Origin of the sequence: Halopseudomonas sp., assembly GCF_041579695.1 — a bacterium.
In the GTDB taxonomy this organism is placed as follows: domain Bacteria; phylum Pseudomonadota; class Gammaproteobacteria; order Pseudomonadales; family Pseudomonadaceae; genus Halopseudomonas.
Window position 1 is genome coordinate 12,570 of record NZ_JBFGFI010000035.1, and the last position, 16,692, is coordinate 29,261.

At 58.5% G+C, this 16,692-nt stretch carries 16 protein-coding genes; 6 read left to right on the plus strand and 10 right to left on the minus strand.

Annotated elements, in window-relative coordinates:
* Nucleotides 1-54: 54 nt before the first annotated feature.
* From asd to leuC, 4 genes are all read right to left on the minus strand, one after another.
* Nucleotides 55-1,167, minus strand: coding sequence for an aspartate-semialdehyde dehydrogenase (gene asd / locus ABYA88_RS09030; protein WP_373186788.1), 1,113 nt, complete (start codon nt 1,165-1,167; stop codon nt 55-57).
* A 77-nt stretch (nt 1,168-1,244) separates the two neighbouring features.
* A complete protein-coding gene (gene leuB / locus ABYA88_RS09035) occupies nt 1,245-2,327 on the minus strand; it encodes a 3-isopropylmalate dehydrogenase (RefSeq protein WP_373186789.1) in 1,083 nt (360 codons plus the stop codon).
* A gap of 23 nt (nt 2,328-2,350) precedes the next feature.
* Complete coding sequence (leuD, locus tag ABYA88_RS09040) at nt 2,351-2,998, minus strand: 3-isopropylmalate dehydratase small subunit (protein WP_373186790.1); 648 nt, start codon at nt 2,996-2,998, stop codon at nt 2,351-2,353.
* On the minus strand, nt 2,995-4,428 hold the full coding sequence (gene leuC, locus ABYA88_RS09045) for a 3-isopropylmalate dehydratase large subunit (protein ID WP_373186792.1): 1,434 nt from the start codon (nt 4,426-4,428) through the stop codon (nt 2,995-2,997). The genes leuD and leuC overlap by 4 nt, the downstream gene beginning before the upstream one ends.
* Before the next feature lie 154 nt (nt 4,429-4,582).
* Between leuC and ABYA88_RS09050 the strand changes: the two genes are divergently transcribed.
* The 3 genes from ABYA88_RS09050 to ABYA88_RS09060 all read left to right on the plus strand — a co-directional run bounded on the left by ABYA88_RS09050 (nt 4,583) and on the right by ABYA88_RS09060 (nt 9,119).
* Complete coding sequence (locus ABYA88_RS09050) at nt 4,583-5,473, plus strand: LysR family transcriptional regulator (RefSeq protein WP_373186794.1); 891 nt, start codon at nt 4,583-4,585, stop codon at nt 5,471-5,473.
* Nucleotides 5,474-5,546: 73 nt separating this feature from the next.
* The gene (locus tag ABYA88_RS09055; protein WP_373186795.1) at nt 5,547-8,465 is read left to right on the plus strand and encodes an EAL domain-containing protein; all 2,919 of its coding nucleotides are present in this window, start codon (nt 5,547-5,549) and stop codon (nt 8,463-8,465) included.
* A 117-nt stretch (nt 8,466-8,582) separates the two neighbouring features.
* Nucleotides 8,583-9,119, plus strand: a complete 537-nt coding sequence (locus tag ABYA88_RS09060; RefSeq protein ID WP_373186796.1) for a glycine zipper 2TM domain-containing protein — start codon at nt 8,583-8,585, stop codon at nt 9,117-9,119.
* A 46-nt stretch (nt 9,120-9,165) separates the two neighbouring features.
* Here ABYA88_RS09060 and ABYA88_RS09065 read toward each other — a convergent pair whose 3' ends face one another.
* Nucleotides 9,166-10,056 (minus strand): LysR substrate-binding domain-containing protein, encoded by an 891-nt coding sequence (locus ABYA88_RS09065; protein ID WP_373186798.1) that lies wholly within the window; start codon nt 10,054-10,056, stop codon nt 9,166-9,168.
* A 98-nt stretch (nt 10,057-10,154) separates the two neighbouring features.
* On the opposite strand from ABYA88_RS09065, the gene ABYA88_RS09070 reads away from it, so the two are divergent.
* Complete coding sequence (locus ABYA88_RS09070; RefSeq protein WP_373186799.1) at nt 10,155-10,928, plus strand: ferredoxin--NADP reductase; 774 nt, start codon at nt 10,155-10,157, stop codon at nt 10,926-10,928.
* A 62-nt stretch (nt 10,929-10,990) separates the two neighbouring features.
* On the opposite strand, the gene ABYA88_RS09075 is transcribed toward ABYA88_RS09070, so the two are convergent.
* The 5 genes from ABYA88_RS09075 to aroC all read right to left on the minus strand — a co-directional run bounded on the left by ABYA88_RS09075 (nt 10,991) and on the right by aroC (nt 14,909).
* Complete coding sequence (locus tag ABYA88_RS09075; RefSeq protein WP_373186800.1) at nt 10,991-11,764, minus strand: SDR family oxidoreductase; 774 nt, start codon at nt 11,762-11,764, stop codon at nt 10,991-10,993.
* Complete coding sequence (locus tag ABYA88_RS09080; RefSeq protein ID WP_373186801.1) at nt 11,765-11,956, minus strand: PLDc N-terminal domain-containing protein; 192 nt, start codon at nt 11,954-11,956, stop codon at nt 11,765-11,767.
* Between the two features lie 47 nt (nt 11,957-12,003).
* Nucleotides 12,004-12,549 carry a hypothetical protein gene (locus ABYA88_RS09085; protein WP_373186802.1) on the minus strand — a complete coding sequence of 182 codons (546 nt, stop codon included), beginning with the start codon at nt 12,547-12,549 and terminating at the stop codon, nt 12,004-12,006.
* 82 nt (nt 12,550-12,631) lie between these two features.
* The gene (locus ABYA88_RS09090; protein ID WP_373186803.1) at nt 12,632-13,789 is read right to left on the minus strand and encodes an MFS transporter; all 1,158 of its coding nucleotides are present in this window, start codon (nt 13,787-13,789) and stop codon (nt 12,632-12,634) included.
* Nucleotides 13,790-13,817: 28 nt separating this feature from the next.
* Nucleotides 13,818-14,909 carry a chorismate synthase gene (gene aroC / locus ABYA88_RS09095; RefSeq protein ID WP_373186804.1) on the minus strand — a complete coding sequence of 364 codons (1,092 nt, stop codon included), beginning with the start codon at nt 14,907-14,909 and terminating at the stop codon, nt 13,818-13,820.
* Between the two features lie 115 nt (nt 14,910-15,024).
* Here aroC and ABYA88_RS09100 point away from each other — a divergent pair, with 115 nt between their 5' ends.
* Together ABYA88_RS09100 and ABYA88_RS09105 are read left to right on the plus strand one after the other, a co-directional pair.
* Entirely contained in the window at nt 15,025-15,795 is a 771-nt protein-coding gene (locus tag ABYA88_RS09100; protein WP_373186805.1) for a TSUP family transporter, read from the plus strand.
* Between the two features lie 103 nt (nt 15,796-15,898).
* Nucleotides 15,899-16,690 (plus strand): hypothetical protein, encoded by a 792-nt coding sequence (locus ABYA88_RS09105; protein ID WP_373186806.1) that lies wholly within the window; start codon nt 15,899-15,901, stop codon nt 16,688-16,690.
* Nucleotides 16,691-16,692: the final 2 nt, after the last annotated feature.

Here is a 16,692-nt window from a genome sequence, read left to right on the forward strand (position 1 = left end):
ACAAAGGGCACCCTGCCACTGACAGGATGCCCTCCTCGTTACCGGACCGGAAGATCAGTCCTCCTGCAGTATCCGCAGCATGCGACGCAGCGGCTCGGCTGCGCCCCACAACAGCTGATCGCCCACGGTGAACGCAGACAGGTATTGCGAGCCCATGTTCAGCTTGCGCAGTCGTCCTACCGGCACCGACAGGGTGCCAGTGACTGCGGTGGGAGTCAGATCACGCAGTGTGTCTTCCTTGGTGTTGGGAACTACCTTGGACCAGGGGTTATGCGCATCGAGCATGGCTTCGATATCAGCCAGCGGCACGTCCTTGTTCAGCTTGATGGTCAGTGCCTGACTGTGGCACCGCATTGCGCCAATACGCACGCAAATACCGTCAACCGGAATCGGACGGCCACTGCGGCCAATAATCTTGTTTGTCTCGGCCTGGGCTTTCCATTCCTCGCGACTCTGGCCGTTGGGCAGCTGCTTGTCGATCCAGGGGATCAGGCTACCGGCCAGGGGTACACCGAAGTGCTCAACCGGGAACGCGTCGCTTCGCAGGTTCTCCGCGACCATGCGATCGAGCTCAAGAATGGCGCTGGCAGGGTCCGCCATCTGAGCCGCCACGGACTGGTTGATAGCGCCCATCTGGCCAATCAGCTCGCGCATGTTCTGCGCACCGGCGCCACTGGCCGCCTGATAGGTCATCGCACTCATCCATTCAACCAGACCACTTTCGAACAGACCGCCCAGGCCCATCAGCATCAGGCTGACGGTGCAGTTGCCACCCACATAGGTCTTCACGCCGTCACGCAGCCCCTGGTCGATGCTGCGGCGATTCACTGGATCGAGCACGATCAATGCTTCGTCTTCCATGCGCAGCGTGGAGGCTGCATCAATCCAGTAACCTTTCCAGCCCTCTGCCCGCAGCTTCGAATAGACCGCCTGGGTGTAGTCGCCGCCCTGACAGGTGATGATCACGTCAAGCGGCTTGAGTGATTCGAGGTCGAAGGCATCCTTCAACGGTGGAATGTCCTTGCCGATATCCGGTCCCTTCCCGCCCACGTTGGACGTGGTGAAGAACACTGGATCGATATTGGCAAAATCGTTCTCTTCGAGCATGCGCTGCATCAGTACGGAACCAACCATACCGCGCCAGCCAACCAGGCCTACCTGTTTCATGACATCAACCCCCAGGGGGTAAAAAATTCAAAGACAGCTGCGCCGGCAGAACCAGGCGCAACACAAAGCCGGACAGTTTACAGGTTTTTCAACGCCGCGGCCACGGCGTCACCCATGGCGGCGGTGCCAACCGACGCGCACCCGGCAGACATGATGTCTCCAGTGCGCAGCCCCTGGTCCAGTACCTGACTGACCGCGCGCTCGATCGCATCCGCCGCGTCGGCGCGATTGAAACTGTAACGTAGCATCATCGAAACCGAGAGGATGGTCGCCAGCGGATTGGCTATCCCGCGCCCGGCGATATCCGGCGCGCTGCCATGGCAGGGCTCGTACATCCCCTTGTTGTTGGCATCCAGCGATGCCGAGGGCAGCATGCCGATGGAGCCCGTAAGCATGGACGCCTGATCCGAGAGAATATCGCCGAACAGATTATCGGTAACGATGACATCAAACTGCTTGGGCGCGCGCACCAGCTGCATGGCGCAGTTATCGACATACATGTGCGTCAATTCCACATCGGGATAGTCCGCTGCGACCTCGTTGACCACCTCGCGCCACAGCTGGCTGGAAGCCAGCACGTTGGCCTTGTCGACCGAGCACAGCTTCTTGCCACGAATACGCGCCATGTCGAAGCCGACGCGGGCGATGCGCCGCACTTCCGTCTCGTTGTAGGGCAAGGTATCAAAGGCAAAGCGCTCGCCGTTGTCCAGTACTCGCCGCTCACGCGGCTGGCCGAAATAGATCCCGCCGGTCAGCTCGCGAACAATCAGAACATCCAGACCGGAAACCACCTCGGGCTTGAGGGTGGATGAGTCCGCCAGTTGTGGGTACAGAATGGCCGGACGCAGATTGCCGAACAACCCCAGTGCAGAGCGGATTTTCAGCAGACCGCGCTCGGGTCGCATAGCCGGGTCGATGGCGTCCCACCGCGGACCACCGACGGCGCCGAGCAGAATCGCATCGGCCTGTCGCGCACGCTCCAGGGTCTCATCAGCCAGCGGCGAACCGTAACGCTCATAGGCGGCGCCTCCCAGATCATCGAAGCTCAGCTGGGCATCGAGGCCGAACTTGTCACTGGCCAGCTCCAGCACCTTGACGGCTTCAGCCATGATTTCCGGGCCAATGCCGTCGCCTGGGAGGATAAGAATATTCATGCTCATGGTATTTCCTTGAAATCCGGGTGTTATTTGATAGCGCCGAAAAGCCAGGGGTTGTGCTGCTTGTGGCCTACCTCAAAAGCACGAATCGCGTCGGCATCTTCGAGCGTCAGTCCGATGTCATCCAGGCCGTTGAGCAGGCAATGCTTGCGGAAATTGTCCACGTCAAACGAATAGGTCTTGCCGTCTGGCCGGGTAACAACCTGGTCGGCGAGATCGATGGTCAGCTCATAGCCTTCGCTCGCCTCTGCCTGGGCAAACAGCTCGTCAATATCTTTTTCATCCAGAACAATGGGTAACAGACCGTTCTTGAAGCTGTTGTTGTAGAAAATATCGGCATAACTGGGGGCAAGGATGGCACGAAAACCATACTCCTCAAGCGCCCAGGGCGCATGCTCGCGACTGGAACCACAGCCGAAATTCTTGCGCGCCAGCAGCACGCTGGCACCCTGATAGCGGGGTTGATTGAGCACGAAATCCGGGTTCAGCGGCCGCTGGGACGCGTCCTGACCTGGCAGGCCTTCATCCAGGTAGCGCCATTCGTCAAACAGATTCTGACCGAACCCGGTGCGTTTGATCGACTTCAGAAACTGCTTGGGAATGATCTGATCGGTATCCACATTGGCCTGATCGAGCGGCGCTACCAGGCCGGTATGCTGGGTAAAGGGTTTCATGCTGTTTCCTCCTGCTCAAGCATTTCGCGAACGTCGACAAAGTGGCCCGCAATAGCGGCTGCCGCGGCCATGGCTGGACTGACCAGATGGGTGCGCCCGCCGTTGCCCTGGCGTCCCTCGAAGTTACGGTTCGATGTCGACGCGCAGTGCTCACCAGCCTGCAGGCGATCCGGGTTCATTGCCAGGCACATGGAGCAGCCCGGGTCACGCCACTCGAAGCCAGCGGCCTTGAATATGCTGTCCAGACCCTCAAGTTCAGCCTGTTCCTTGACCAGTCCCGAGCCCGGGACGACCATTGCCTGCTTGATTGTCGGTGCCACCTTGCGACCCTTGGCCACCGCAGCCGCCGCCCGCAGATCCTCTATCCGCGAGTTGGTGCAGGAACCGATGAAGACCCGATCGAGCTTGATCGACGTGATCGGCTGATTGGCCTCCAGTCCCATGTAGACCAATGCACGCTGATAGCCGCTGCGCTTGACCGCATCATCTTCCTGCGCCGGATCGGGCACATTGGCATCTACCGCCACTACCATTTCCGGTGAAGTGCCCCAGGAAACCTGCGGCTTGATGCTCGCCGCATCCAGTTCCACCACCGTATCGAAATGGGCCTGCGCGTCGGATACCAGATCCTGCCAGGCCGACACCGCGTGCTCCCAGTCCTCGCCTCGGGGTGAATACGGACGATCCTTCACGTAGGCAACGGTTTTCTCGTCACAGCCTACCAAGCCGACGCGTGCACCCGCTTCGATCGCCATATTGCAGATGGTCATGCGGCCTTCCATCGACAGATCGCGGATCGCCGAACCGGCAAACTCGATCGCATGGCCGTTACCACCTGCGGTGCCGATCTTGCCGATCACCGCGAGCACGATGTCCTTGGCGGTCACGCCAAAGCCCAGCTTGCCCTCGACGCTGACCAGCATGTTCTTCATCTTCTTGGCCACAAGGCACTGGGTGGCCAGTACGTGCTCTACTTCCGATGTGCCAATGCCATGGGCCAGGGATGCGAAGGCGCCGTGGGTGGCCGTGTGCGAGTCACCGCAGACAATGGTCATACCCGGCAGGGTTGCACCCTGCTCAGGCCCGACGACATGGACAATCCCCTGGCGGCGATCAGTCATGCGGAACTCCATGATGCCAAAATCATCACAGTTATCGTCTAGTGTGGTGACCTGCAACTTGGAAACCAGATCGTCGATACCCGAGACGCCTGCGGCCCGGTTGGTGGTCGGCACGTTGTGGTCGGGGGTCGCCAAATTGGCGTCGATGCGCCAGGGCTTGCGCCCGGCCAGCCGCAAACCCTCAAAGGCCTGTGGCGAGGTCACTTCGTGGAGCAAATGACGATCGATATACAGCAACGCGGAACCATCATCGCGCTGCTTGACCAAATGGCTGTTCCAGAGCTTGTCGTAAAGCGTTTGGGCGGACATGCTTGACTCCTGATCGGGCTGGGTCCTGGCGTGTCTTTCTCTTGCGGAAAGTGCGCGCAGGCACGGTATTAACTCAGGCATGAATGATAAAACCTGGTAACCGATAAAACAAATTCATAATATTCATGCATCGAATCACCTTATGGAATACTAAATGGATACGGCCAACCTCAGTGCCTTTCTTGCCGTCGCCGAGACCGGGTCATTTTCCCGTGCCGCTGAACAGCTACATCTGACCCAGCCGGCAATCAGCAAACGCGTCGCAAGCCTGGAGCTGCAGCTCGGTTGCCGCCTGTTCGACCGTATTGGCAGGCACATTGGTCTAACCGAAGCCGGTCTGTCGCTGCGGCCGCGGGCGCTGGAGATAATCGACGCGCTGGAGGATGCCCGACGCGCCCTGAGCAACCTCTCCAGTGTTGTCCAGGGCCGGGTGGCGATGGCTACCAGTCATCACATTGGCCTGCATCGTTTACCGCCGGTGCTGCGCGAGTTCACCCGAACCTATCCGCAGGTGGCCCTGGATATCCAGTTCCTCGATTCGGAAGTGGCCTATGAAAAAGTATTGCACGGAGACATCGAGCTGGCGGTGATCACCCTCGCGCCGACAATAGAGTCACCCATTATCGCGGAGCGCATCTGGAACGATCCGCTCGATTTCGTGGTGGCCCCTGACCACCCCCTGGCCCGGGCGGAAACTCTCAGCTTCGCCGAACTGGGTGAATATCCTGCGGTATTTCCTGGCCCAAACACCTTCACCCGCCGCATAGTCAGCCAGTTGTTCAGCCAGGAGGGAGTGGAACCACATATCAGCATGAGCACCAATTATATGGAGACCATCAAGATGATGGTCTCCATAGGCCTGGCCTGGAGCGTGCTGCCACGCACAATGCTCGACTCACAGGTCCATTCGCTGAGGCTGCCAGGTACAAACCTGGAACGCCAGCTGGGCGTAATCTGGCATAGTGGTCGCACGTTATCCAATGCGGGACGTGCATTCATTCGTTTGCTCCAGCGCAATGCGGCGCTGGACAGCTTGCCGCGATAATAACCAGGTACTACCTTGTGGGAATAAACCAGCGGGAGGGCCACTACCTCCACATGCAGCCAGGAATCGGTCGATGAACCAGCCACCGGGGATACCCAATAGCCGTATCGATGGGCCTGAAGTGACTGCCGACGACGACGCCAGTGCATTCAACGTACTGTTCCATGGCATGCCGATGGCAGCCATGCTGACCGAAGCCAGTACCAGCCGTGTTATGGATGTTAACGATGCCTTTCGCGATATGTTCGGCTGGCCGCGAAACGAGATTGTCGGCCAACTCGGTTCCGGATTTCCCTTATGGATCAGCACCGAGCAACGCCAGCAGCTGATCGATGCGTTTGAACTGTACGGCAAGATCGAGCAATTCGAGGCGATACTGCTCTGCCGTGACGGTCACCTGAAGATCTGCCGGATATCGATGCGCAGCCTGGTGCTCGACGGCACGCAATGCCGGCTTTCTATCGCCCAGGATGCGAGCATTGATCCGCTGGCCAGGCCGGGAACGATAGGCGCAGAACTGCGCGAAAGCCAAGAGCGGCTGAATCTCGCCCTTGATGCATCCCAGATGGGTACGTGGGACTGGAACCTCGATACCGGTCTACTCCATTGCTGCGCCAGGGTGGCTATGCTCCACGGGCATTCCCCCGTTGCCTGGAGCGGCGAACTCAGTGTTTATCTGCGGGACATCCACCCAGAAGATCAGCGACAGTTACGCCGCAGCTTCATATCCATCTGCCGTAACCAGTTGCCCCGTTACCGGCTTGCCTATCGCCTGAAAACGGAAAAGGGTCAACCGCGCTGGCTGGAAGCGACGGCGAAGCTCTACCGCGGACCCAGTGGCAGAATTCAAAGGTTTGTCGGAACGCTCGTCGATATCACTGAGCGCCGCCGCAACGAACAGGCCCTGATCAAAAGCGAGGCCAAGTTTTCTGCGCTGTTCCAGGGCGCTCCTGACCCCTACATACTGGTCAATGCAAACTCGCATATCGTCATCGAGATCAACCGGAACTTCACCGAGTTTTTCGGCTACCAGCCAGAAGATATAGTTGGCAGGACGACTGTAGAAGCGGGATTGTGGCAAGACCCCGCCATCCGTGAAAGCTTCGTCACCCAGATCCATCAGGACTATCGCCTTGCGGGTGCAGAGATCGACTTTCTGACCCTGGATGGTCAAGTGGCAACCTGTGAGGTGTCCTGCAGCTTTCTCACCGTCAATCGCCAGGCCTGCGTATTATCCACCTTCAAGGATGTTACCGCCCGCAAGCAGGCAGAAACTGCGCTACGCGCGTCGGAAGAAAAATTCTCCCGAGCATTCAGAGCCAGCCCCGATTCAATCAGCATTACCGAAAAGGCAACCGGCCGACACCTGGAAATCAACGAGGGTTTTACGCGCCTGAGCGGATATTCACCCGCCGAGGTCATCGGCAAAACGGCCCGCGAGCTGAACATATGGGCCGATTATAACGAGCGCGCCAAGCTGATCGAGGAGCTTGACCGCAACGGCCGGGTAATGCAGCACGAAATGCGCGTGCTGGGCAAGGACGGACACGAATTGCTGGTATCGGTTTCGATCGAGCCCATTATGATAAACGGCGTCGCGTGCATGGTGCTGACCGCCCGCGACATCACCAATCAGAAACTCATCGAGGCCAAGGTGAAACACCTCGCCTACCATGATGCGCTTACCGATCTGCCTAACCGCCTTTTGCTAACCGACCGGCTCAACCAGGCGCTGGCCCTGCTCACTCGCCACGATCTGCATGGCGCCCTGTTGTTTTTCGACCTGGACCACTTCAAGCACATCAATGATTCGCTTGGGCACTCCTGTGGCGACTCCGTGCTACAGGAAGTTACCCGGCGTCTGCGTGGTAGGGTGCGCAAGGAAGATACCGTCGCGCGACTGGGTGGAGACGAATTTGTAGTTCTGCTCAGCGGGCTCCAGGGTGAAGATACAGATGTCATCGATGCAGTACGCCGGCATGCCGAGGCGCTGCTGCTCGATATCGCCGCCCCGATGACTGTCGAAGGCCATAGCCTGCAGCTTAGCTGCAGCATCGGTATTGCAATGCTACCCGAGCACGGAAACAATCCCGAGGATTTGCTGAAAAGAGCTGATATCGCGCTGTACAAGGTCAAGGAAGCGGGCCGCAATGGCATCGCCTTCTTCGAGCAAGCGATGCAGAAAGCCGCCAGCGAGCGGCTATCGATCGAAACGGACCTTCGCACCGCACTCAATATGGGCCAGTTCCGGCTCTTCTATCAACCGCAGATCGATTCTCGGAACGATTGCATCATTGGGGCGGAAGCCCTGATACGCTGGGAACTGCCGGACAAGGGCATCATCGGTCCCGCAAGCTTCATTCATGTGCTGGAAGAAAGCGGGATGATCATTGCCGCGGGACAGTGGGTGCTGAATGAAGCTTGCTCCTTTGCCGCGCAATTGATCAACGACAACCTGGTTGATCCTGACCATTTCAGCATGAGCGTGAATATCAGCCCGCGGCAATTCCGTCACCCCGACTTCGTCACTCTGGTTCGGCAGGCGATCGCCGAGCAGGGAGTACCGGCTAGCAGTCTGAAACTGGAAATAACCGAGAACATCGTGATCCAGAACATCAGCGACACCATAGCCAAGATGCAGGAGCTCAGAAAACTCGGCGTATGCTTTGCCATTGATGATTTCGGCACCGGCTACTCATCCTTGAGCTATCTCAAGCAACTCCCACTGGATCTGCTGAAGATAGATCAGTCCTTTATCCGCGACTGTACCCAGGACAGCAACGATGCAGAAATCGTCAGAGCCATCATTGCCATGGGTCGTAACCTGAACCTGGATTTGATTGCCGAAGGCGTGGAGACACCGGAACAGCTTTCATTCCTGCAGCAGCAATCCTGCCACGCCTACCAGGGCTACCTGTTCAGTCCGCCTGTGCCGGCAGTACACTTTGTGCAGATGCTACAATCGCATCCAAAACCGCAACACAATATATGATCGGCCACCTGAATTTTCAGGTCGTCTATCACTTAAAAATGAACTTTCATCTGTATATGCTGTCATATTACGGATAAGTTCGGGTTTATCCGGACATCAACACCTTGGAGCTACCCAATGAACAAATCAATGCTGACAGGCGTCGTCCTCGGCGCAGTGGTTGCTACAGCCGGCGGCGCATTTGCCGGCTATAACGTCCTCGCCAACAAGACCCCGACCCATGCCGACGTTACCAAGGTAGCGGCAATCACCGAAACGGTAAAAACGCCCCGCGAGGTCTGCCAGAATGTGGCCGTCACCCGCCAGAAGCCTGTGCAGGACGAACACCAGGTACTCGGCAGCGTCGCCGGTGCGGTAGTCGGCGGCCTGCTGGGCAACCAGGTCGGCGGCGGTAGCGGCAAGAAGATTGCCACCGTTGCAGGCGCAGCTGCTGGCGGTTACGCCGGCAACAAGACCCAGGAACGGATGCAGGCAAACAGCACCTACACCACCACCGAGACCCGCTGTGAAACAGTTTATGACAGCAATGACAAGATCGTCGGCTACAACGTCGACTATCGCATCGGCGAGGAAACCGGACGGGTGCGCATGGCATCGGATCCAGGCAGCAAGATTCCGCTGGAAGATGGCAAACTTGTCTTGTCGCAACAGTAATATCTTCCCCGGGCTGCATCATTTTCCGCATGCGGCCCGGTTCCGCTCATCGGTCCTGCATTTGCTCGAGGCATAGTCGCAACCAGCTCTCTATTCCCGCACCGCGAAACTTGTTGCGCTGCAATGCGAAGTAGAAGCGGCGGCGGAAATCGCGGTGAGGAACCGGCAAGGGCACCAAACTGCCCCGCTCGAATGCCTCGACCAAGGTAATGGCAGAAAGACAGCCAATGCCTAGGCCTGCCTCTACCGCACGTTTGATTGCTTCGGTGTGCTGCAGCTCGAGCATTATCTGCAATTGCGGAAACAGCCCGTGCATTGCCCACTCAAAATGCTGCCGGGTCCCTGAACCGGGTTCACGGATGATCCACTGGGCAGCCAGTAATTCCTCATCGGTCAGCCAGGGGCGCCCCGCCCACGGGTGATCCGGCGCACAGAACACCACCAGTTCGTCCTCCCGCCAGGGCAGCATATCGAGTTCGGGATGATGAGCTTCGCCTTCGATCAGGCCGATATCCAGTTCGAAATTCAGCACCCTCTGGACGATGCTGGCGGTATTGGCCACTTCAAGTTTTACCCGCGCGCCGGGCTGTTCTCGCATGTACTGGGCCATGATTTCCACGGCCAGATAATTGCCGATACTCAGGGTCGCGCCGACCTTCAGATTTCCGCTGCTGTGCTGTCGTCTAAGTGCCAGTTCAAGCCCCTCAGCCTGCTCCATCAATGCCTGTGCCTTGGGCCGTATCGTCTGTCCCAGCTCATTCAGCTGCAAGCGCTTGCCAATACGGTCAAACAGTTGAATCCCAAACTGGCTTTCCAGATCACGCAACGCGCTGCTCGCCGCCGATTGTGACATGGCCAGGCTTTCCGCCGCCCGCGTAAGGTTTTCATGGAATGCGGTAGCGAGGAATACTTCGAGTTGCCGGAGACTGTATTTCATTATCGATTTTTCCGATTACATATAATTATATAAACCGTTTAACCGATAGATTAGCTCGCCAGTACACTACCTGCAAATTCAATGACCGAGGAATGGCAATGGCAGGCTTCAATACCGAGCGCGTACTCAGTGTCCATCACTGGACGGACAACCTGTTCAGCTTCAGGACCACCCGCGATCCAGGCTTTCGCTTCAAGAATGGTCATTTCATCATGATCGGCCTGGAAGTCGAAGGGCGGCCACTGATGCGTGCCTACAGCATCGCCAGCCCCAACTACGAGGACACCCTGGAGTTCTTCAGCATCAAGGTTCCCGATGGCCCGCTGACCTCGCGGCTGCAGAATATCAATGAGGGTGATCAGATTATCATCAGCCGCAAGCCGACAGGAACGCTGGTTGTCGATCACCTGCTGCCCGGGCGCAACCTGTACCTGTTGAGTACAGGTACCGGTCTTGCGCCTTTCATCAGTATCATTCAGGATCCGGAAACCTACGAGCAGTATGACAAGGTGATCCTGACCCACGGCTGCCGACATGTGCGCGAACTGGCATACCAGGAGCTGATTACCAAGGAATTGCCCGACCACGAGTACCTTGGCGACACGATCCGCGAGAAACTGATTTATTACCCCACAGTCACCCGCGAGCCCTACCATAACCAGGGGCGTCTGACTGACCTGATGGAAAGCGGAAAACTGTTCGAGGATATCGGTCTGCCCGCGTTCGATATCGAGCAGGACCGTTTCATGCTGTGCGGAAGCCCGAGCATGCTCAAGGATTTCTGCCAGGTGCTCGACAGTCGCGGATTCAAGGAAGCGCGGCATGGCGATCAGGGTCACTACGTGATCGAACGTGCTTTTGTAGAGAAATAAACCGTGCTGCACGCGCTCCGGCTTTTTATCTCGTGCCGGAGCGCGCGCAATCCCAGGCGTACTTATTCAACGTAGATCATTTGCCGCGTCATCCCGCCATCTGCGATCAGGTTCTGACCGGTGATAAAGCCGGCGGCCGGACTGAGCAGAAATACCACCATGGCACCAACATCCTCAGGTTGACCGACACGGCCTACCGGGTGCTGCTGATGGTCGATCTGACGCAATGGGTCACTGTGTTGTTGCCGCGGATCACGGGTATCTATCCAGCCGGGGCTAACTGCGTTGACCCTTACGGCCGAACCCAGGCTGACCGCCATTGCATGGGTCAATGCAACCAGGCCGCCCTTGCTTGAGGCATATGCCTCGGTGTTCGCCTCTGACTGCAGAGCCCGGGTGGAAGCGACGTTGACGATCGCACCGGTGGACTCACGCAACAGATTGATTGAATGCTTGGAGACCAGAAAAGGCCCGGTCAGATTAGTGCCGAGCAGTCGATTCCATGCCTCCAGACTCAACTGCTCTACCGGGCCATTATCCGGATCGGCAATACCGGCATTGTTGACCAGACCATCCAGGCGCCCGAAGTCCTCTTCAACCCGCTCCAGGCACGCCATGACGCTTGCCTCATCGGCCACGTCCATCACGATGAACTCGATCCTTCCTGCTGCGTCACACAGCCGGGCAAGCTCCTCTGCGGCCGCCTGACCGGCCGCCTCATCGATATCCGTAAGTGCCACCGACCAGCCTGCACGTAGCAGGCTGGCGGCGACTCCCTTGCCAATCCCCCTGGCAGCACCGGTAACCAGTGCTACAGGGGTATCCTGTTCAATCACTCAGGCCGCCCTGCCCCGGGGACCGGCGAAGAACCATATGATCAGACCGATCACCGGCAACAGAAGCACCAGCAATACCCACAGAACCTTGGCACCAGTGCTCGAACTGCTCTGCACAATATTGATAATCGCCCAGATATCCAGAATCAGAATGATTAGACCGAGTATGCCACCGCCAAAATTAACGTCCATTTGCAACTCCTTGTTGGAATGATTTCGTATCTCGACCCGTTAGTAGGTCAGAGCTCAAGCACCGGGTACCGATCAGCAATATCATCGCCTGTCGGCGTAGCCAACAGAGCGTTTTCATCGCGCCCACTGCGTATTATAAGGCATTGACGCCCTGTCACCGGCACTACCCAGTGCGAAGTACCCGCAGGTAGACCCAGCAGATCTCCACACCGACAGCCCAGCACCAGGAGTTTGTCACCGTGATGGATACACACTGTTGCGACTCCATCGAGAAACAGCCACAGGCTGTCACCAGCCAGAATCTGTTCGCTCTGCCCCGTGCCTTCCGGGGTCTCCGCATAACCGGGAGGCCCTTTCAGTTCCAGGACTTCGGCAAACTCCATATCCTGTTCGACACGGTTTGCCTCCAGCAGTTCGCCAGAGAGTTCCAGCGCCTGCGCCGCAGTCATCATGCGCCTTACGGGCAAGCTTTGCTCGACTGTTTGCAGCAATACATTCGCCTCAGCGAGGATCGGTGTGATGTCTTCTGTATGCGTAAGTACCTTTACCGGCACCTGTAGCTGGTCGTCCTGGTATACCGCTAGAATCGTCATTGCACGTTTCCGAGATTATATGAATGCGCTGCCAGTATAGAGCTACTGCGTCAGGCCTACAGCCCATACCATGGTGGCAAAATTACCCGCAGCGGGCTGCAGGTAACGCCCGGTACAGTGCAGTCGCCGCCAGCAGCGCGGCCAGCGCGGCGACCCCGAAGGTCCATTGTGGACCTAGAGTGGCCCAACTGTAGCCTGAATACAGCGCACCCAAGGCGCCGCCGACACCGGACAGGGACGCGTAGAGCGCCTGGCCCTGGCCCTGCAGACGCTCGCTGAAGTTGCGCTGGATAAAGTGGATCGCCGCGACATGGAAACTGCCAAAGGTCGCAGCATGCAATAACTGAATGAATAACAGCACCAGCAGGTGGTCGGCCAGCGTGCCGAGCAGGACCCAGCGCAGTGACGCCAGGAGCAGGCTGGCCACCAGCAGCTGTTTGAGCGTGAAGCGTGCCAGTACCCGCGTCATTACCAGAAACAGCAGTATCTCGGCGACCACCCCCAGCGCCCAGAGCAGACCGATCACCCCGCGGCCATAGCCGTGCGCCTCCAGGTGCAAGGTCAGAAACGTGTAGTAGGGTCCGTGGGACATCTGCATCAGCGCTACGCAGATAAAAAAGGCCAGTACGCCGGGCCTGCGCAGCAAAGTAAAAAAGCGCTCGACCGGCTCACCAAGCGGTCGCGCTGCCGGGGTCGGGGTGGCCGGGACTATCAAGCTGCAAAGGAAAATCGCCAACATGATGCCGAGCATCACGGCAGGATAGATGCCGAGACTGTATAGCTCGAGCAGCCAGCCCAGCCCCACCACCGTAGCGATAAAGCCTACCGAACCCCAGAGCCTGACCATGCTGTAACGCGCCGACTGGGCGCCAAGATGGCTCAGCGTGATTGCCTCGAACTGTGGCAGCACCGCATGCCAGAAGAAACTGTGGGAGGCCATGATCAGCGCAAGCCAGAGATAGTCCTGACGGTAGAAGATGCCGGTAAAGGCAATAGCGGTGAAAAGCGCACCAAGTCGGACGATAGTCAGCCTGCGCCCGCTGACATCGCCCAGCCAGCCCCACAGGTTGGGTGCGACGCAGCGCATCAGCATCGGAATCGCGATCAGTTCACCAATTCGCGCGGCACTGAAGCCCAGGTAATCGAAATACAGGGCAAGGAATGGCGCTACCCCGCCGAGCAGCGCAAAGTACGCAAAATAGAACCCGGACAGTCGCCAATAAGGCAGCACCGGGCTCAAGCGGGGGAATTCGGTCTTGGAGGCATATCTACAACTGACCAAGTACCGGCGTGGCAACCTTCACGTCGGCGTTCTGGCCCCGGTGGCGCAACAGATGATCGAGCAGCACAATGGCCATCATTGCTTCGGCGATGGGGGTCGCACGAATACCCACGCATGGATCGTGACGACCCTTGGTGATAACCTCGACGGCGTTGCCATCTTTGTCGATCGATCGCCCGGGGGTGGTGATACTGGACGTCGGTTTCAACGCCAGGTGCGCAACGATCGGTTGTCCGGATGAAATGCCGCCCAGTACGCCGCCGGCATTATTGCTGATGAAGCCTTGCGGTGTCAGCTCGTCACGGTGTTCAGTGCCCAGCTGCGCCACCGAGGCAAAACCGGCACCAATCTCTACACCCTTCACCGCATTGATACTCATCAGGGCGTAGGCCAGCTCGGCATCCAGGCGGTCGAATACCGGCTCGCCCAGGCCCGGAGGGACGCCCTCGGCCACCACGGTGATACGTGCACCGACCGAGTTCTGATCCCGGCGGAGCTGGTCCATGTAGGACTCAAGCTCAGGAACCTTGTCGGGGTCAGCGCTGAAGAAAGCGTTGTCATGCACCGAATCCCAGCTTTTGAATGGAATCTCGATCGGCCCCAGCTGGCTCATGTAGCCGCGCACGGTAATGCCCTGACCGGCAAGGTACTTGCGCGCAATCGCACCCGCGGCGACCCGCATTGCGGTCTCGCGCGCCGAGGAGCGACCGCCTCCGCGATAATCACGCTCGCCATATTTGTGATGATAGGTGTAGTCGGCATGGGCGGGACGAAACAGATCCTTGATCGCCGAATAATCCTTGGACTTCTGATCGGTGTTGCGGATCAGCAGTCCAATAGGGCACCCGGTAGTGCGACCCTCAAAGACCCCGGTGAGGATTTCAACCTCGTCAGGCTCCTGACGCTGGGTGGTATGCCGGCTGGTGCCGGGCTTGCGGCGGTCGAGGTCGTGTTGCAGGTCGGCCACGCTCAGCTCTAGCCCGGGAGGGCATCCGTCAACGATGGCAACCAGTGCCGGGCCATGACTTTCGCCGGCCGTGGTGACGGTAAACAAGGTGCCAATGGTATTCCCGGACATGCGCGCAACCTGAAGTCAGATGATCGAAGTGCAGCAGTATAACGCCGGGCCAGCACAGGTGACAGTCCGGCCACGGCCGGCTACGCTATGTTTTTTCCAAACCGTGCAGGCAAACATGCAGGCCCTGATCGCCGCCCTCCTCCCCGCGGACCTCTCTGGCCCGACCGCCATTGCGCTGATCATCGCGGCGGCCTGCACCTCGGCTGTCACCGCAGCCCTTGGCATCGGCGGTGGCGTGCTGCTACTGGGCCTGATGGCGGTAGTGCTGCCGCCTGCCGCCATCATTCCGGTGCATGGCATTGTGCAGATGGGGTCAAACGCCGGGCGTGCCTTGATGACCTTGCGCCATATCCACTTGGCTACTATTGCCTGGTTTGCACCCGGGGTCATGGTAGGTGCCTGGCTAGCAAGCCTGTTTCTGGTCGACTTACCCTTGCCCCTGATTCAATTATGCATCGCCGGCTTCATTTTGTTGCTGTGCTGGGGGCCGGCAGTACCCAAGGTAGCGACCGGCCAAGTTGGCACATTCGTCGCCGCCATGACCACCAGTTTCCTGAGCCTGTTCGTAGGCGCTACCGGTCCGCTTGTAGCAGCATTCATAAAGCAGCAGCAGACGGAGCGATTGCCCACGGTGGCAACATTTGCCGCGGCAATGACACTGCAACATGCACCCAAGGCGATCGTATACGGCGCCGCCGGCTTCGTATTCAGCGAATGGGTTGGTTTGATTGCGCTGATGATCGCAGCCGGCGCAGTGGGCACCTGGATCGGCCTGCAATTATTGGAAAGACGCACCGACCAGCGTTTCGCTCTGGTATTCAACCTGCTGCTGACAGTGCTGGCGGTCCGCCTGGTCTGGCAGGGGCTCGCGGCTTTGCTGGAATGAAGCGACTTGCTGGCAAGCAGCAATAAAAAGAGACATGCAGAAACGCCGGCGTCAGCCGATAACACTTTCAATCTCCGGCCAGCCCAGGCGGCAAAAAACCATCATGAGCGATACTCCACAAACTGCAAAAGAGCGGGCCAGCAAGCCAGAGGCTCCTTCCCGACCCTCACGCGACCCCTTTGCCCGGATGCGCATCAGCGATCTCTATTGGATCCAGCTGAAACCCGTCTACAGGAACCGGAAAGTCGCCCAGCCAGAACGACTGGCGATGGTTACCGTATTCCAAGACCAGGCGGCGCATCTGGAAGTATTTCGTCTGCAGGTTCGGCTGGAAGGAGAGCCGCTGGTCGAGGAAGCCAATCACATAGACGTGCTGGTCGACCACAGGAACCGCCGGGTGCGCTTTTCCCCTGTCAGCGGGCTGCGGATGCAACCGGCCCAGCGCGGTATTGGCAGCTTTTTACTGGCGCAGCTGATCGAATGGTGCCAGCGTCAGTATGGGGAGTACGCTGTCGCTCCAATCCTGTTGCAGAACGATGATGCTACCAGCGAGGAAGCCCGACAGGTCCGCAGCAAGCTGCTGTCTCGTGCCGGCTTCGATATAAGCAAGCCGGACGGCGAATCGACCATCAGCCATGCGCGCGCGACTCGGGTCGATGAACTGATCAGCCAGTGGAACACCGAACGCATAGGCGTGCTGCATGTGGCGGACCTGCTCAGACAGCTGCGCGAGCAGGAAACGGTCAATCAGCAGCAGGCTGCCCAGATGGCCCAGCTCCAGCGGAGGGTCGATCATTATCAGAGCAATGACACCGGTCAGCGTTTTGCGATCGGTTGCCTGATCGTGTTTGCCGTGTTCCAGGCCCTGATGCTGCTGTGGGTGGTACTCAGCTAAAC

Coding starts and splice junctions, on each gene's coding strand:
- asd (WP_373186788.1), bottom strand. CDS start 1,167: ATGAAACAGGTAGGCCTGGTTGGCTGGCGCGGTATGGTTGGTTCCGTA.
- leuB (WP_373186789.1), bottom strand. CDS start 2,327: ATGAGCATGAATATTCTTATCCTCCCAGGCGACGGCATTGGCCCGGAA.
- leuD (WP_373186790.1), bottom strand. CDS start 2,998: ATGAAACCCTTTACCCAGCATACCGGCCTGGTAGCGCCGCTCGATCAG.
- leuC (WP_373186792.1), bottom strand. CDS start 4,428: ATGTCCGCCCAAACGCTTTACGACAAGCTCTGGAACAGCCATTTGGTC.
- ABYA88_RS09050 (WP_373186794.1), top strand. CDS start 4,583: ATGGATACGGCCAACCTCAGTGCCTTTCTTGCCGTCGCCGAGACCGGG.
- ABYA88_RS09055 (WP_373186795.1), top strand. CDS start 5,547: ATGAACCAGCCACCGGGGATACCCAATAGCCGTATCGATGGGCCTGAA.
- ABYA88_RS09060 (WP_373186796.1), top strand. CDS start 8,583: ATGAACAAATCAATGCTGACAGGCGTCGTCCTCGGCGCAGTGGTTGCT.
- ABYA88_RS09065 (WP_373186798.1), bottom strand. CDS start 10,056: ATGAAATACAGTCTCCGGCAACTCGAAGTATTCCTCGCTACCGCATTC.
- ABYA88_RS09070 (WP_373186799.1), top strand. CDS start 10,155: ATGGCAGGCTTCAATACCGAGCGCGTACTCAGTGTCCATCACTGGACG.
- ABYA88_RS09080 (WP_373186801.1), bottom strand. CDS start 11,956: ATGGACGTTAATTTTGGCGGTGGCATACTCGGTCTAATCATTCTGATT.
- ABYA88_RS09085 (WP_373186802.1), bottom strand. CDS start 12,549: ATGACGATTCTAGCGGTATACCAGGACGACCAGCTACAGGTGCCGGTA.
- aroC (WP_373186804.1), bottom strand. CDS start 14,909: ATGTCCGGGAATACCATTGGCACCTTGTTTACCGTCACCACGGCCGGC.
- ABYA88_RS09100 (WP_373186805.1), top strand. CDS start 15,025: ATGCAGGCCCTGATCGCCGCCCTCCTCCCCGCGGACCTCTCTGGCCCG.
- ABYA88_RS09105 (WP_373186806.1), top strand. CDS start 15,899: ATGAGCGATACTCCACAAACTGCAAAAGAGCGGGCCAGCAAGCCAGAG.